The sequence below is a fragment of the Schwartzia succinivorans DSM 10502 genome, assembly GCF_900129225.1.
In the GTDB taxonomy this organism is placed as follows: domain Bacteria; phylum Bacillota; class Negativicutes; order Selenomonadales; family Selenomonadaceae; genus Schwartzia; species Schwartzia succinivorans.
In genome coordinates this window covers 104,182-119,878 of record NZ_FQUG01000005.1, presented here as the reverse complement: position 1 = coordinate 119,878, position 15,697 = coordinate 104,182, and the positions used below count along the sequence as shown (strand labels likewise).

At 42.2% G+C, this 15,697-nt stretch carries 13 protein-coding genes; all 13 read right to left on the bottom strand.

The features are described 5' to 3' along the window. Positions 1–132 precede the first annotated feature (132 nt). Positions 133–570: a hypothetical protein gene (locus BUA83_RS07165; RefSeq protein WP_072935556.1), complete on the bottom strand. Its 438-nt coding sequence runs from the start codon at positions 568–570 to the stop codon at positions 133–135. A gap of 19 nt (positions 571–589) precedes the next feature. Further along, positions 590–814 (bottom strand): YkvA family protein, encoded by a 225-nt coding sequence (locus tag BUA83_RS12825; RefSeq protein WP_234988294.1) that lies wholly within the window; start codon positions 812–814, stop codon positions 590–592. A gap of 42 nt (positions 815–856) precedes the next feature. Next, the gene (locus tag BUA83_RS12895) at positions 857–991 is read right to left on the bottom strand and encodes a hypothetical protein (RefSeq protein ID WP_268793928.1); all 135 of its coding nucleotides are present in this window, start codon (positions 989–991) and stop codon (positions 857–859) included. A gap of 103 nt (positions 992–1,094) precedes the next feature. Further along, positions 1,095–1,646, bottom strand: a complete 552-nt coding sequence (locus BUA83_RS07155; protein WP_072935554.1) for a hypothetical protein — start codon at positions 1,644–1,646, stop codon at positions 1,095–1,097. Between the two features lie 69 nt (positions 1,647–1,715). Next, positions 1,716–2,255 carry a hypothetical protein gene (locus BUA83_RS07150; protein ID WP_072935551.1) on the bottom strand — a complete coding sequence of 180 codons (540 nt, stop codon included), beginning with the start codon at positions 2,253–2,255 and terminating at the stop codon, positions 1,716–1,718. A gap of 394 nt (positions 2,256–2,649) precedes the next feature. Beyond that, positions 2,650–3,768 (bottom strand): radical SAM protein, encoded by a 1,119-nt coding sequence (locus BUA83_RS07145; RefSeq protein ID WP_072935549.1) that lies wholly within the window; start codon positions 3,766–3,768, stop codon positions 2,650–2,652. 5 nt (positions 3,769–3,773) lie between these two features. After that, on the bottom strand, positions 3,774–4,667 hold the full coding sequence (locus BUA83_RS07140) for a radical SAM protein (protein ID WP_072935548.1): 894 nt from the start codon (positions 4,665–4,667) through the stop codon (positions 3,774–3,776). After that, positions 4,664–5,659 (bottom strand): radical SAM/SPASM domain-containing protein, encoded by a 996-nt coding sequence (locus BUA83_RS07135; protein ID WP_072935547.1) that lies wholly within the window; start codon positions 5,657–5,659, stop codon positions 4,664–4,666. The genes BUA83_RS07140 and BUA83_RS07135 overlap by 4 nt, the downstream gene beginning before the upstream one ends. A gap of 496 nt (positions 5,660–6,155) precedes the next feature. After that, on the bottom strand, positions 6,156–6,728 hold the full coding sequence (locus tag BUA83_RS07130; RefSeq protein ID WP_072935546.1) for a 4Fe-4S single cluster domain-containing protein: 573 nt from the start codon (positions 6,726–6,728) through the stop codon (positions 6,156–6,158). Positions 6,729–6,733: 5 nt separating this feature from the next. Further along, positions 6,734–8,572, bottom strand: a complete 1,839-nt coding sequence (locus BUA83_RS07125) for an AAA family ATPase (protein WP_072935545.1) — start codon at positions 8,570–8,572, stop codon at positions 6,734–6,736. After that, the gene (locus BUA83_RS07120; RefSeq protein ID WP_072935544.1) at positions 8,572–9,687 is read right to left on the bottom strand and encodes a hypothetical protein; all 1,116 of its coding nucleotides are present in this window, start codon (positions 9,685–9,687) and stop codon (positions 8,572–8,574) included. The genes BUA83_RS07125 and BUA83_RS07120 overlap by 1 nt, the downstream gene beginning before the upstream one ends. 11 nt (positions 9,688–9,698) lie before the next feature. Further along, the gene (locus BUA83_RS07115; RefSeq protein WP_072935542.1) at positions 9,699–11,723 is read right to left on the bottom strand and encodes a PIN domain-containing protein; all 2,025 of its coding nucleotides are present in this window, start codon (positions 11,721–11,723) and stop codon (positions 9,699–9,701) included. Further along, complete coding sequence (locus BUA83_RS07110) at positions 11,720–15,535, bottom strand: AAA domain-containing protein (RefSeq protein WP_072935541.1); 3,816 nt, start codon at positions 15,533–15,535, stop codon at positions 11,720–11,722. The genes BUA83_RS07115 and BUA83_RS07110 overlap by 4 nt, the downstream gene beginning before the upstream one ends. Positions 15,536–15,697: the final 162 nt, after the last annotated feature.

The window sequence follows — 15,697 nt, the reverse complement described above, 5'->3', positions numbered from 1 at the left end:
ATCTGCCTCCTGCACATATAAGATTCTGTATTCATTTTACCGCCTATCCATATTTTCGAAGTTGCCCGTCAGGCAACCTAAAAAATTGTCTCCTTTTTTAGATTCAATCTCGCCCAACGTGCTCAAAAACTATCACTCTTGGTTGTCTTCATCAGTTATCACATTTTTTCCTTTTTCGATGCGGATTTCCATACCCTTCTCGGTCTTGCGGCTGGTCTGCCATACACTATTCTCATTGCCTTTATAATAGACGGCGTATTCCTGCATATAATCATCAAAATACAGCTTGATATGCGTGATATCATCGCACATTTGAATACGCTCAAACAAAGTCACGTCATAGACTAATCCATCCATGTGCTTATCAGCACTTTTAAGCAACACCAGGCAGAGATTGGCTGTCTTATAGTGCTCAGCATTTTCCCACTTGCAATTGCCCTCCCTATTGGCGCTGATGGAAATATTCTCTGCAATGTCGTAAAGGGCAACATAAGATATATCTTCAGCATCCATCTTTGCAGTCTCACAATTCTCAAAAATAATTTCGACATATTCAAGCCTGCCGCTCATTTCACTCTTCCTTTCATAGTCATTTCTCAAGCCGTTCCAAAACCTTTGCCCCGAAAATATCCTTTATTTTGCTCTCAGCCTTCATTTTGACATCGTCGGTAATATACATCTGTGCCAAAAGCAGGGCAGCCCCTATCGCCGCCGCGTCATCAGTGTATCCCACTGCCGGCATGAAATCCGGAATAAAATCAAAGGGAGAAATCAAATACCCCAGCGCGCCGTAAATGCCCGCCTTGACCTTCATAGGGCAATTGGGCGACTGCGCAACATAATAAAGCTGCAGCGCCTAGTAAATCAGGCTGAGACCGATAGAGGCTGCCTCATCCTTTATATTTTCCCAAAGCCCTACCTCCGAATACTCATCCGTATACTTCTCAGCCTCAATATCCCTGAACTCCGCTTCCATAACCTCATTATTCATACTAAAACGCCTCCTATGCAGAACAAATTACCTGCCTCTATTATGGGACATAATTAAAAAAACAGGGTTGCCTGTCAGGCAACCCTGTTGAAAATTTTTTCTTTTATCCAAACCGTCGGCCAGTGAGCGGCTTGAATCCGTATTCGACCAGCGAGTCATTGACAGACATAATATTGTACACCTTGGCTTCAATATAACACTGCACAATGAGGTCGCTCTTGATACTGCTTGACAGAGCATACCCTGCCCGTCCGATGAGGTCAGCAGTTTCCTTCAGATTTAGATGCAGCGCGATAGCAAAAGCCAATGCCGTTTCCTTTGTCGGCCGATAATACTTATTCGCCTTGATTTTTGAAAATAGATCCTTGTTGATATCCGCCTTCTTATAGATGTCAGCGGGTTTCCGCCCCTTCTCCTTGATAAGCTCCATGAGCTTTTCCGAGAAGGTCAGCTCTATCTTATTTCGGACGCTGTCAAGCAAATCCTCTAACCCTAAAGGCCTCTGAGCTCCGGTATATATTGCCCCTCCAAGACAAGCCCCCGTCCCTTTCAGAATCCCCAAAAAGCTCTTTCCAAGTTTTTTCTCCGGCTTATAGTGCAGACGGATATACTCATCTATTTCAGCCTTGGACAGCATTTTCTCTTTTCCAGACATAATTCTCCTTCTTTTTTCAGTTTTATCCCGCTTTTCTTCTCTCCATGAAAAGCCGAATTCCCAACATTGCTATTTCAGTCGCTTCCAACAATGGAAATCGGACCACATCATTAAATCATCATTCATTTCATCATCAGGAGAACATTCTCTTATCAAATATTTTGTATAGTGCTCCAACACATCATTATAAAACGCAACGGCTATTTCCAGACCATCAAAGGCATACGGTTCGTCCCATTGCTCCATATGCTTCTTCATGAACACTGTTATATTCCTTTGGAAAATTTCAGTGTCGTATTCTACTCTGTGAGCGTATTTTTCTAAGCCCATATCCTGAAGTACGAACATATCAGACGTTGTCCCACCGGAATGGAAAAATAAAATATTCAGATCCCCATAATCCACACTATCGAAAAATGTCTTCAGGCGATAATCCATCCAACCATAATCATCAAGAATCAAAGTAGTGTACATACAGTCTCTATAGTCCATACCGTCTATAATACTAAAATGACTCAATTCCTCATCATAAGGTATCGGTTTTAACCTCATTTTTGCGAGGTTTTTCGTGGACTTTGTATCTTTCTTTCGCTCATTCATCTTACTCATTTCCCGACACCCCCTGCGTCAGTGAATTTCCCGCCTAAATCTCATCACCTAATCAATATCGTCCATGATAGCCATAAGCAAATAAGTATTGGCTCTTGAACACCCCACATACATTATTCTTTGCTGCAGAGCATCATCAATCTTACTCTTTTGAGCATCAATAAGAAGAACGGCTTTGAATAACGTATAATATTTTTCGCAAATTCCGTTTCATAAAGAAATAGCCATAGTCTACTGCCATCGGTAAAATTAAGTTACCACACAAAACATACACGGAGGCAATAGCTATGTCTGGTAACATTAAACAGCTCAATTAAAATCTCATATCATAAATATCTTTTACATCCCGCAATTCAATGTGATTAACAATCTGCATAACAACACTGCCTTTATGTTAACGGTCATAGAGCAATGCTTGTATTGCACGAGGATTGAGCGACTTTTGCTTTCCACTGAGCCAATCATTGTATGCAATATCGTTAGATTCTAATGCAATATCAAAGATCTTTCTCGATATACGACAGCTTCGCTGAAGCAAAGCTTCACTATCAGTATACATATACCCCATAAAAAGACAGACCCCGTTACATGAGCCGCAAGCCGGGCATGCTTCGCAATAAACTGCTCTTTTTCCCTTCAAAAAATTCATCAAGTTCTTATATACATCGGATTGAAAACAATCCTCCAAGCTGTTTATATCTTCAGGTCTGCCCAAATCATAGCGGATATCATTTGGTCTACCAAATGGATGGATGTGCCCATCGGGATTTAATGCAATTTCTCTTCTGAACCAAAAAGGTTTGTACTGTTGCGTGGATCTTATCATTGCAAAATCTTCAAATGTTGTACAAGATATTTGGCACTTAGTGTCGTGTAACCAATAGTTGTATGCGGTTTTTAATGCATTAGCAAACTCATCTTCCTGCAGCAAAAGATTGTTATTGAACAATGCGAAACCTCTCGGCTCAATTGGAAGTAATTTTATATCTAGACCCCATTCGTTAAACCATTTATACAATTCCAGCAGATGGTTGCTGGCATTTCGAGCAAGCGTACAAAGTATTATAATTTTCGCTCCGCGCACTCTTGCCTCTGAAATGTTTTTCTTTACTATTTCAGTTTTTTCACGAAGATCATCATTGAATGGCCCATCGAATGATATTTTTAATCGTGCATCATTAGCCAACAAAACGTCTAATAGTTCGCCTTTTAATAGCAATGCGTTTGTAGTAAAGCGATTAGCAAATACTACGCCCTTCTCAGCAGCAATTCGCTGTTCGTTTCGGAATAATTCACGATAGTATGCAGCTCCCATCAGAGATGGTTCACCCCCATGAAGCGTCACTTTTACATCTCGAGAAAAATCCGCAGCTAATTCCAAGAATCGCACCGCAGTTGACAATGGAAGAGAATCTCTTTGCTTTCGTAAATCAGCATTAAAACAATGGCGACATCTCATATTGCACGACATTGTGGGTTTAATTGTTATGGCAATCTCATTGTTTTCTTCCATTGTAATCACTCCCAAAATTCTCGCCAATTACCACTTTTATACTCGAGAGCAGTATAATGATTTACTGCCGATATGCAATAACTCTTATGTGAGCAGTTCATTAAGCAATGAGGATGTTTTTCTTTTAACGGAATTTGCCAATTGTGATCCCAGTCTTTAAAAATTACTGCATATTCTTCCTTTAGTGCCGGTAATTCATTTGTAGGCAATGGCATACTTGCTACACAGGTATCAAATATTTTGATTGAATTCACCCGTGATGCGCAATAATTAAAAAAATTCAATGTTGGCATAGCTGCATCTGCATGACTTATATGGGGATATTTGTTGAGTTTAGATATGATGGTATCGTCAACTTTAGTTAAATGAACAGAATGAAATGATTTAATTGGAATATGATCCAATGCAACGATAGAAGATTCAATATCCCTTTTAGAAACCATATTCCGATTAACAATAATTTTGAGTTCTATATGTGCACAACCATTTAGCATATGATTAATTCCCCGCATGGTTTCATGGTAGCTACCGTTTATACCAGTTACCATGTCATGTGCTTTTTCAGCTCCATGCCAAGGAATAATAATCCTAAAATTGTCGTTAAAAATATTGAGTGGCAATTTTTCCAGCAAACGACCGTTAGTATATATCAGAATTTCGCAATTGAAATCTTTAAGGTTTTGAATCATCCTTATTATGTCTGGATGCAACAATGGTTCTCCACCATTGATAATTATGCGATCATACTCTTTTATATTGTTTTTTTTCAAATAAGACATCATCGTTTCTACGGATAAATCATGATGGCTTATACCGTCGTGTTTTGTGTTATGAGAATAACAGAACACACAGTTGCTATTGCAACCATAGGTTATATTAAAATAAAAAATATTTTTCATTCACATTCCTTATTTGAATTGGTTTTCATATACGGGCAACGTATATCTCCATTTCCCAATCCACCGGCATAATGTACCGACATACCTATACAGCCACCGCGACATAAATCTAAATAGGAGCAAGATGAACATATGGTACCAGGATTTACTGTATAATTTTGAAAAACCTTTATCATATCCCCTTCTAATATCTGTTTCAATGATTGATTGTCCAAATTTCCTACACAAAAATCCTCTAAGCAAGTACAAGGATATACCGATAAATCGGGATATACATATATTTTATCTTTACCGCTACCACAATTAAAGCTTCTTTCTTTCAGAGGTATCCTGCTTATTATATCCAAGTGTTTTTCATAAAGATCCAAAGGGAATAATTTTTTTATTTTTATTCGCACTCTGACATTGTCTATCAAATTATCTACAAAATTATTCCATTCTGCCGCCGTCATTAATTTATCAATACCGGAGCTTCCAAATGGCATTTCATAAGAAACACTCCAATATTTCATTTTAGGCTGTTTTTCTAACATTTTGCCTAAACAAAACACGCCATGTGTATTTGATTTATTAACAACCGAAGCTACAGTATATGCCATATCATATTTTTCCAATACATCGATTGTCTTTTTAACCCTTTCAAATGTTCCTGAGCCTCGAATATTATTATGTGTTATTTGATCTCCATCAAGAGATACTTGAACCATTAAATTTTTGATCTCTCGCAAGTCTTTTATCGCATTAGCATTTGTCCCATTTGTAGTGACAATAACAAGATTTGCCGATTGACTAATTAATTTTGCAACATCGGTAAGTTTGTCGTAATATGTTGGTTCTCCCCCAGTCAGAATTACATCCTGTTCATAGAAATCTCCTCGTTCAGTTATAGATTTAATGGCAGAAAAAGAGATATCTTTCCCAGTTTGTTTACCGCGTATACACATAGAGCAATGAAGATTACATTTTTGCGTAAGCAAAATATAAACCTGCAAATTGTATTCTCCTCTCTTTTTCTAGATAGTTGAGCATACTTGAATTTAATACGACACAGATTAAGAAAAAAATCAGGCATTTACTTTCAAAGTTAAATTTAAGGAGATATTGGTGCTTTGATTTAGAGTCAAATAAGGTCTTGTCAGGCACAATATTGTGGTTCGTTATGCAAGCATGACACCAAACCTAAGCACCATATCAGCCTACAAAGTGATTATACCTGTTTATCCTTCAACCAATAATTAGTTAAATTCGCCCCAAGAGCACATATTAAGGATGCTTTCCAATTCCATATCCGTACGGTTTTCCTCTTGAATATCCTCTGCCTTGATGTTTTCTTTTTCCATCATTTTAAACTCCTCCTCTAATCATCCAGAACTCAATAAAACATAAATACGAAACTTGTTTTCTCAGCCAATCATCACCTCCTGGCTGGAAAAAAGCAGATTCTAATTCGTTATGTGCAATTAAAGCAATATAATCCAGTAAAGGGGGTTATATCTCTAACGGCCATCCGTTTATCCCAACGCCACCATCCGATATCCGTATCTCCGTGTTATGTACACCATGCTCAAATTCTATCCCAGCATTATAGCGGTCGCTCAAAAATATAACGTGCTGATTTTCAGATCCAACCCAATCACGCTCTTGATCACGTAACGATTCAATAAATTCACCATCAACCAAAATATCAGTATTTCTTAGCAGTCTATCAATATCGTCATCCTCCATTGCCAATAAGTCTTCGTAGTAGTATCCAGTAAAAAGCAATACTGACAACCCAACTTTTTGGCAATACTGAGCAAGTTCAGCAAAGCCTTCTGCTTGCAGTACCGGCTCGCCACCTATAAAAGACACACCCTCAATGTCTTCCTCTGCCTTGCTCTTCAGAATCAGTTCCATCAATTTATCAACTTTTACGAGGTGCTTACGCTCCATTGGCTGCATATGAGGATTACAACAACCTGGGCAGCGACGCAGGCACCCCTGGCTCCATATGGCGAAACGTTTGCCTGGCCCCTCGGCCTCGGTACATGTTCGAATCGCCGCTAAATTCAAGTACGCCATAACATCTAGTCCAGATGAAAATCAAGCTCGACTTCCCCACTCGGGGTTTCGTCGATATCAACTTGAATTGTCCTTCCGCCACGCGCAAGGCTCTCTATTTTCTCGAATACAAAATCCGACAATGGGTTGATAAGTTTCTGCTCCATGACGTTCAACATGCCACGTCCACCATTTGCTTTGTCTGCGCTCCTCCCCAATGCTGCAAACACGGCCTCTTCGTCATTAAATCGAATATCTGCCTTGTAACGCTCCTTGATAAAGGATTTTATGGGGGCAAATTTGGATTTCCCAATAGCTACAAGCACTTCATCATTCTGGATAAAATTGAATGGCACAATGTTGGCATCGCCAATACGATTTAGAATCTCTGGGCGTTTTAGAGTTTCAACAAAGTGTTTTTTTACTTCACTGATAAAGTATTGTCGTGTTTGCTCGGCATTCAAAGCAATATCTGCTCCAGCTGCACCGATATTCGAAGTAAAGATGATAAATGTCTCGGAAAAATAGACCGTTTCACCTTTGCCATCAGTTAGGCGCCCGTCCTCTAAAATTTGCAGAAACTTGTCCATGATACGTCCATGAGCCTTTTCAATCTCATCAAAGAGCAAGACGCAGAAGGGCTTTTCTTTGACGGCATTGGTAAGCTCGCCCCCTTTCTCATAACCAACGTAACCAGGAGGCGCGCCAACCAAACGCTGGTCACTTTGCTCATGAGCGTATTCGCTCATGTCAAACCTGCGGTATGCGCTTTCATCACCAAAGATAAATTCTGCCAGCGACTTTGCCAGTTCCGTTTTGCCCACACCGGTGGGTCCCACAAAGAAGAGTGCTCCCTTGGGTTTCTTTTGCTTTGCGGAATGTTGAAGCCCTGCAAATCCTGTATAGGCACGGATAATAACATCCCGTACTTTTTGTACAGCCTCGTCTTGTCCCTTGACTCTCTGTCCCAAAGTTTCCTTGGCAGTTTTGAGTTTCTCGTAGGACAACTCTTCCCAGGGACTTTTCTTTTCTCCGTAGCGATAAAGGTTTATGAGTTTCTCGAAATTCATACGTTCCGGCGCTTGATTGGATAGCTTGATAATTTGGGCGATATTTTTCAGACTGAAGCCATCAAGAGCGTCAATAAAATTATCCTTGACGCTTTTATCCTCTATACCTGGTGATAACTTCAGAAGATTGATGTCCTTATCCACATACTTCGCTCGTTCATCTCTTGCCGGCAGGGGGACGTTGATTGTCGCCACCAAGGGATTGTCCACATAGACGGAAGGCGGGAGCATAGCCGTGGTCTTAGCAATGAGCACCAGTAAATTACCATTGTTCTCCACGAAATTGAGGCCGTAATCCTGGCTTTTGGCAATGGCAATCATCATGTTGGTTATATTATTGCGCTCTTCGTCCGATAGACTACGCCCATCCCCGAAAAGATAATCTGAGTAATCCACGATGGCCGCTGTGCCGCCACTTTTATTTTCCAGCAATGACCGAAGCCAGGGAAAAAACTCTTTAGGATCAGCGTATTTTTTTGTACCTGCCCGATGCTCATCGCCTCCAGGACCCATATTGTATTCGTCACCGCCCTCTGGCTCCTCGACTTCCGTACCTTCAAGGCCAGAGGAATAAGATGCTCCACGTTCCCAAGAAATGCCCCCCTCCGCTCGATTCCATATAATTACACGCTCGTAACCGCTCTTAAAAGCTATGTCCCGGACACAATCCACCACAGAAGTATACTGCCCAGCCTTCTGAGGATTAAGGATAATGTCATTGGTATTGCCAAAGAGAATCACGGCTCCACGAAGTTTCATCTCCCGCTCAAGGTGTTCAAGCCACATATCGCTCATTACATTTTCCCTCCTATGTTGGATTCCGTTTGTCCTTGGCGCCGCAAAATACGGTCAGGATTCTGCCACTTGACAACTTCATCCGATAGTTTGATCCCATAGACTGACTCCCAATCTGCCTTTGCTGACGAAATGTCCTTCAAACAGCTTTGTCCCTCGTATCCATCCAAACGATACCACATCTTATTATCTAGTGTCAGCTTGAATTGAGCTTTGTTGCCTGATGGCCTTTGCGCCGTTATGACCACAGCACCGTCAATCAGCTTCGGTTTACTGAGGGTGAAGTCATGGTCGTTAAACCATTTATAAACGGCCTTGACCGTTTCACGACGCACTTCTTCACCAACCAAGGTTTCATCTGTTTCTTCTGTCACGGCTTGAATCTGCTCTTGAACCTCCTTGACGCTGACAGTGCCCGCAACTGCCTTGGATTTAATTTCTTCCAATTTATCCAGTAGGGCCTTTGATTTGGAACTATCTTCAAATTTCTCGGCTACTATAGACTTCTTTACATCTTCTATCTGCTCGTTTACTGCTTGTTTAGCTTGCTCCTTTTGCTTCTGCGCTTTCCAATTAGCTGCTTCTGTTTTCGCCTTCTTAATAACCATCGCCAATTTTGTTTCAACATCTTGCGCAGTGGCAACAGTACCGGATGAAATGGCATTCTTGATGTCGTTCAAATCAGCCGCAGCAAAATTAGCCACTATAGAATCCAGACTGCCGATTACATCATAATACCGGGACATTACTGAATTTTGCGCCGCCTTTTTTTCACGCTTGGCCTCAAGACGAGCAATACGCGCTGATTCTTGAAAAACTTGCCGAGCCTCACTGCCAAGTCCCCACAGGCTGTGGATGTAGCTGCCTACCTCTTGACTGACCTCTCTGGCAGCCACCGGATTGCTTGAAAGCAGGCTTCCGATGGTATCCAAATCATGTTCCAAACGACTCATTTCCTCAGGGATATAATCACGGTAGCCTTGGGAACACATGTCGTTATATTGATCCTGGTAGCGCATATAAAATTCTCTTGTCTTATTGCTGACTCGCGCTCTGAAAAGTTCCTCCCGTCTTCTCTGCTCCAAGGCAAATACAAGCTCTGCTTCTTGACTCATGTAGCCACCTCCTATTTCCTCTTCTTTTTATTTTTTCCCTTGCCCTTGGAAGAAACCTCATTTGTCAGTTTTTCATGGAGATTATGCGCCGTGATTGTCTCCACTCCTTCCGATTGGGCGAAATTCTGGAAGTTCTCATCGTCCGTCACCATGACAGGGTTCTTTACGCGATATTTGACCGCCACGGACAGGATGTAAAAATCTTTTATACCTGATTCCCTGAAACTATCCGAAAGAAGTTCCAGATAATTATCCTCGTTTTGCTTCAACCAAGGCTCATCGCCGTATTCATGGATTTTTCGTATGGCTTGCCGCGCTTGGTATCGCCTATTTTCATCATCAGCTGTCTTAAGACCGTCCAATTCTACTAAGACCTGCTTTGGGATGATTACTAAAGCCTTATTGCTCACAAAATCGTCCAGCACATCGGGATAGTGCATCAGAGAACAAGTATCAAAAACATACACCTTACTATAGCGACTTGCGGAATCGTCGTAGAAAACGGCCACGGCATCTGCCGCTTGCTCCATACGCTCCAGTGATAGACCAAAGTTGGTACCTTGCCAATCCATGGATTTCACATCCACGTCCGTCTTAGTTTTGAGAGATTCCAATGCCTCTCGCCATTGCGCCGTCCACTCGCGAACATCCCCAAGAATTTCTACATCCTTGCCTAAAAGTGCAGAACGGATAGTTTCAGAGCTTGCGGAGATTGGCACATCCACCAACACATTTTGCAATTTGACATCGAGCTTCAAGAGCCTGTCCAATATTTTATCTATTGGGGTAAGTTGTTGTATCTCTGCCGAATTTAGCAAATCCCGTATGTAATCGGCAGTATAAAACTCTCGATATTTCTCCTCTCCGACAAGATTCAAAAGCTTCAACATACGTCGATCCAGCATATAGTACTTTTTTACCAGACTTATGACGAATACGGAGAAATCGCTCACATCCTCGTATATATAGGGTATCAAACGAGAAACTGCGCCAATATGTCCTTCAACGGCGGTGGCATACACGCTACGACTGATGTCCTGATAGCACAGCCCCTCCGGGAAAGCATCTGGGAGGCTTATTACTGTATTTTTTCCCGTAGCATCGAACCCAAACGACAGCTGCCCCAACAGCAAGCATACCTTATTATTTTTTTCATCTATGATGTTAGAAAACTGCGGAGCAACGACGAAGATGTTAGCTTTTGCCGCATAACTCTCAATAGTATCCGAAGTCTTATCATAAATTGCACACTTTCGCTTGCTCAGAAGAGTATCAACGTCAATTAGCGGCAATTCATAGTCTGGCATCGTCCCTAAATCCGTATCTTTCAGAACGACTTCAGCAATTTCATCATTTGGCGCACCCAAAAGGCTCAAATTACCTCTGCTATCAATGGAAATCTCGTGGCTGATATTTTGCCACTTTATTTTTGCATCCCCTTCCGGGACAATATTGTCGATTCGAGAGTTTCGTTGTAGCCACGAAGGGGCATTTTGGCCATCCGCTTGCCATTCTTCAATTCGTAAAGCGATTAAGGAACTAGGAAAACCAGGCATATTTCCTTCACCGATATCTTTAGCTTTGGGACTCACTGTGTTGTCCACCATACCTTTACTGCTGTTTACAAGACGATTATTGACCACATCATAAACAACAGATAATTTTTGAGTTTGTGACTTTGCCGGAAGTTTGCCCTCCTGCTGCAAGCGGCGACCGTCATCAGTCAGCCGCAAATCACCGCATCTAAGCTGATTCCATTCGCTTTTGTCGCTAAAACCTGGAATTTGTTCCAGTGCATTGACATCCACAAGGTCTATTAGAACTTGACGAAGGAGTATGTTACCATCCGCTACCGAGAAAATTGATGTTAGAATGTTTTCCAAGGGGATTGCCGCATAATCAGGATATGACTCGACCTTTTGAGCGATTTCTAAAAGCATCCATTCCATCACCGTGGACTTGCGCTCTGTGTGGTGCGTCACTTGAACCGAATATTCCACGAAGGGATAAGCTATCCTAGCTTTACCTAAATTCACCGCTCCTTCGCCTCCTTATCGTATTCTTCCATAATCGCCTGTGCATCCTCTGAAGCAATTAGTGTTTCTCCTGCTATCAACGCACCGTTGCGTGCTATGTCATCAATTATGTTTTGGTAAATACGAGCACTCCTAATCTCTCCAGTGTCCATGCGGGGAATAGGAACAGCTAAACCGCTGTAGAGTTCTCTGGCTCCCACAATAATTAGCAAATTTTGCGCACGGGAAAAAGCAACATTAATTCGCTCAAAAGCTGCCACATGGCGGCTGGCATTGCCACGTTTGGTATTGCAAACCAAACTAGTGATAATTATCTGCTTTTCCTTGCCTTGGAAACGGTCTACTGTATTGACATCAACTTTTAATGCCTTGAGTTTGCCACGACTACGCATATCCTTGACAGCTTTTCTAAGATCTCCTACTTGGGAACCGTAGAAGGAAATCACACCTACAGTTACGCCAGATTGCCCCATGGCGGCATACGCATCATTAATTTTTGAGAGCATAGACAAGATGATGTGCCTCTCGAAAATGTTATGGAGCGAAGTGCTGCCTTGATATCTACTCTGCTCCATCAGCTTTCCTTGCAACCTGGAGGAATCCACCCAATAAGCATGGCTGTCGGGACGGAGGAAACTTTCGCCTTTATCAGTCGTAACTTTTAGCCCGTGGGCTTTTGTCCTGTTTTCGTCTTCCATAACACCGCTTTCCAGTTTCCCATCATAAAAGCGGTTGATGACTTTCTGGATATCCGAGTGCATACGATACTGGGTAAGCAGAGAATGCTTAATCCGCTCGTCACCTTGCTCGAAATATTCACGGAACAAAGAGGAAGTAACCATCGTGCGATACTTGTTCAAATCCTCTTCGCGAAGCACCATTTCTGCGGCATTATCATCATCTTCATCTGTTTCGGCGTTTATTTCTTCCAATAGTTCATTATAGGATTTTTCATACTCATTGAACACTGGCGGCAATTGTCTGTGGTCGCCCACCAAAATCGTTTTTCTTGCCCGCATGAGTGGTGGCAAGAGTTCCGGTGGAGTCGCCTTACTGACCTCGTCAATGATAACCACATCAAAGTCCGGGAATTTCTCATCCAAATCCCGCATGTTTGCCGTGCATGTAATACCCACCACGTTGCAGGAGGAAATATAAATGTCCTCATGGTATTCTTTGTCGTACTTGGCAGTTTTAGAATCGCCTAGCCGCTCGGCAAATCTTTCCAGTGTTCCCTGCCAAACTTGTCGAATGGAAGCATCACGATTCCACTCCTCATCCAGACGACTCATTTCTGCTTCAATGTGGGATTCGATTTCACTCCGTTCACATCTGTATTTATCAGAGAGCGTCTCGCCTAATTTTTCTTTAGCGGCGATTTCTTCTCGCTTACGCTGCATTTCTTCCTTTAGCTGTTTGATTTGTCCCTTGTGTGACTTTACTTGCTCTAATAAGGGCTCGACATCCTGAGGCTGATAGGATTCAATTACCTCACTCATACGACTTAAGGATTCTTGAATTGCGTTTTGATACGCTGTCTCTACGTTGGACAGCAATTGGACCATTTGAGCTTGTCCTTCAGCAGACTGAATTTTTGCCTTCCGCTCTTCGTCAAATAAAGTAAGCTCTTCAGGAGATAACACAAATGCGCCGCTTTCTCCGAGTTTTTCCTTTTCCTCTCGGAGACCGTTGCGCTTATCTTTTAACTCCTTCCTTATCCCTGCGTCATCTACCTCTGCCAGCTGATCTGTTATCTTCCTTATCTGTTCGTCAATATCCTGCATTTTCAATTTGGCGATATCGGCATCAGTAGTTGCATTTTGGGCAGCGACAGACAATTTTTCACGTAAAGCGAACAGCACGCCACAAGACGTGGCTATCCTACTTATCGACAAAGTTGGTTCGCGCCGTATCACGTCCTCGCTCACAGAAGATGCAAGCATAATACCTTGCTCAGCAGCGTTACGAATAAGTTGCCAAAAGAGGGGCGCAACTACGTCCCCCATAGCACTAGGGATATAGAAATCTCCTCCAGAGATTTCGTTTCGCTCCGCCATGCCTTTAAAATTCATATATTGGCGTTTGGTATTCTCATGTTCGCTATTTTCCTCAACCATCTTTTGAAGAGTGCTTTCAGCTGTGGAAAGACTACGTCGGTAATCTTCAAGATTTTGGCTTTGCTCCGTAAGCTTATGGTTCAAATACTCCAAATCGGCGGTGACGTGCTGAATATCACGAAGCTCTCGTTCGCAGTCATTATAATCTTGACGGTTTTTATTCCACTGTGCCAGAAATCTGTCCGTAACCGCTTGGCGCAAAGTACCATAATAGGTGGAAAGTGCCTTTGATGAGCCGAATTTGCTACGCTCTTCATCACGATCCCTGTCCCGTTCACTAAGACGTATAGCTCTGATCTCAGAACGGTTTGCCAGTCTATCCAACGCATTGTCCACGGCATCATGGGATTGGGAGGCCAGAAGAACACGGTTTCCCTGACGGGCAAGCTGATAGATGGCTTCAGCAATTACAGTAGTCTTGCCGGTTCCTGGAGGACCTTGTATTAAGCAAAGATCCGGGGCTTCCAGCATTTTGAATATGGCTTCGCGTTGATCGGGATTATCGGCAACGCTCGTATTAAGCCAATTATCACCTACTCGTTTTTCCCACTCCTGCCGGTCTTGTGGCTGGGGCAGCCTTGCCCGCGTCACATCAAAAATCCACATGGCCATATTGGGGGAACGGCAGTCGCGATCTTGCTGCAAATCAGAGACAGCCCTGTCCAGGCGCTTAAAGAGGGACAAATCCTTGATAACGAGCGGCGCAAGAAAACCTATTGATGAATAACGAGGGAGCAATTGATTTTGCACATACTCCTCTCGCTCTTCATCCGTCATTTCGTCGATCTCATCATTATCGGGGACGGCGTACACTAATTCAATCTCATAATGACCATTTACCTCACGCCCCTCCTTTGAAAGGCGACGTATCTGACTCCCCACCGGCTCAAATTTTTCATTCCAACGATGGCGTTCTTCGTTATACACAAAATTGCCATCCTCATCGGAATATTCCTTGCCGTCGTATGCTGCCAATTCTCCACGTTTCAGCCATTTGGCTTCTACGTCATACGAATCTTTATCTGGGAATTGCAACGTAAAGGCGAGATTGCCGTCCTTACTTTCTACACTGGTATATCGTACGCCATGCATACGCTTTTGAACAATGGTACGCCGCCATTCGATGTAATCCTTCCATTCCTGAAGCCGTTGCTTGGTGTGTTCATTAAGCGAGGCTGCAGCATCAGCCAAATCATAAAGGAAATTTCCACCTGCTCCGCTGACTCTGGATTCATCATCATAACGAGCAATCCTACATTCTACTTCATAAGGCAGCAATTCTTCATTGTACTGCTCGGACACGCCATCTACGATAAAGTAATTGCCGCTCACATATCCTTTAAATAACAATGTCTTATTATCGGGAAGAATATTGGACAAATAATCCTGTGGACCGCGCTTGTACCTTATCGCTAACTTGAGGCTCTTGCTGCCATCAAAGGTATAATTACGAACAAAAGTATCTTTAGCTATACCGTCTATAAATATTTTTTTGATGATTTCATCAAAAAAATCCGTGGCAACAAAATCTTTCATTCCAAACCTTGGGTATTTTTTTAACAAACTGCCCTTATTATATTCTAACTGATCATACCGATTATTAGATGGTCTACTATGTGTTTTAATGCATAATGGTCTCGTTTCTTCTTTATACGAACTTATCCCACTGTTATATTCAACATCATCAATCGCCATATTTTTTCTCATTCCTTGATTTTTATTTCCGACAGCATTTCCATTCTCAGATATTCTATATACTCAAACAAATAACTTCATAATCCAATTGCCGTCTTTTCAATTTCTTTACCGTGTTTTATTCCCTTACAATTAATTTTCACTTACCAAAGGGATCACTAT

Coding starts and splice junctions, on each gene's coding strand:
- BUA83_RS07130 (WP_072935546.1), bottom strand. CDS start 6,728: ATGGCGTACTTGAATTTAGCGGCGATTCGAACATGTACCGAGGCCGAG.
- BUA83_RS12825 (WP_234988294.1), bottom strand. CDS start 814: ATGAAGGTCAAGGCGGGCATTTACGGCGCGCTGGGGTATTTGATTTCT.
- BUA83_RS07165 (WP_072935556.1), bottom strand. CDS start 570: ATGAGCGGCAGGCTTGAATATGTCGAAATTATTTTTGAGAATTGTGAG.
- BUA83_RS07120 (WP_072935544.1), bottom strand. CDS start 9,687: ATGAGTCAAGAAGCAGAGCTTGTATTTGCCTTGGAGCAGAGAAGACGG.
- BUA83_RS07145 (WP_072935549.1), bottom strand. CDS start 3,768: ATGGAAGAAAACAATGAGATTGCCATAACAATTAAACCCACAATGTCG.
- BUA83_RS12895 (WP_268793928.1), bottom strand. CDS start 991: ATGAATAATGAGGTTATGGAAGCGGAGTTCAGGGATATTGAGGCTGAG.
- BUA83_RS07140 (WP_072935548.1), bottom strand. CDS start 4,667: ATGAAAAATATTTTTTATTTTAATATAACCTATGGTTGCAATAGCAAC.
- BUA83_RS07150 (WP_072935551.1), bottom strand. CDS start 2,255: ATGAGTAAGATGAATGAGCGAAAGAAAGATACAAAGTCCACGAAAAAC.
- BUA83_RS07110 (WP_072935541.1), bottom strand. CDS start 15,535: ATGGCGATTGATGATGTTGAATATAACAGTGGGATAAGTTCGTATAAA.
- BUA83_RS07155 (WP_072935554.1), bottom strand. CDS start 1,646: ATGTCTGGAAAAGAGAAAATGCTGTCCAAGGCTGAAATAGATGAGTAT.
- BUA83_RS07125 (WP_072935545.1), bottom strand. CDS start 8,572: ATGAGCGATATGTGGCTTGAACACCTTGAGCGGGAGATGAAACTTCGT.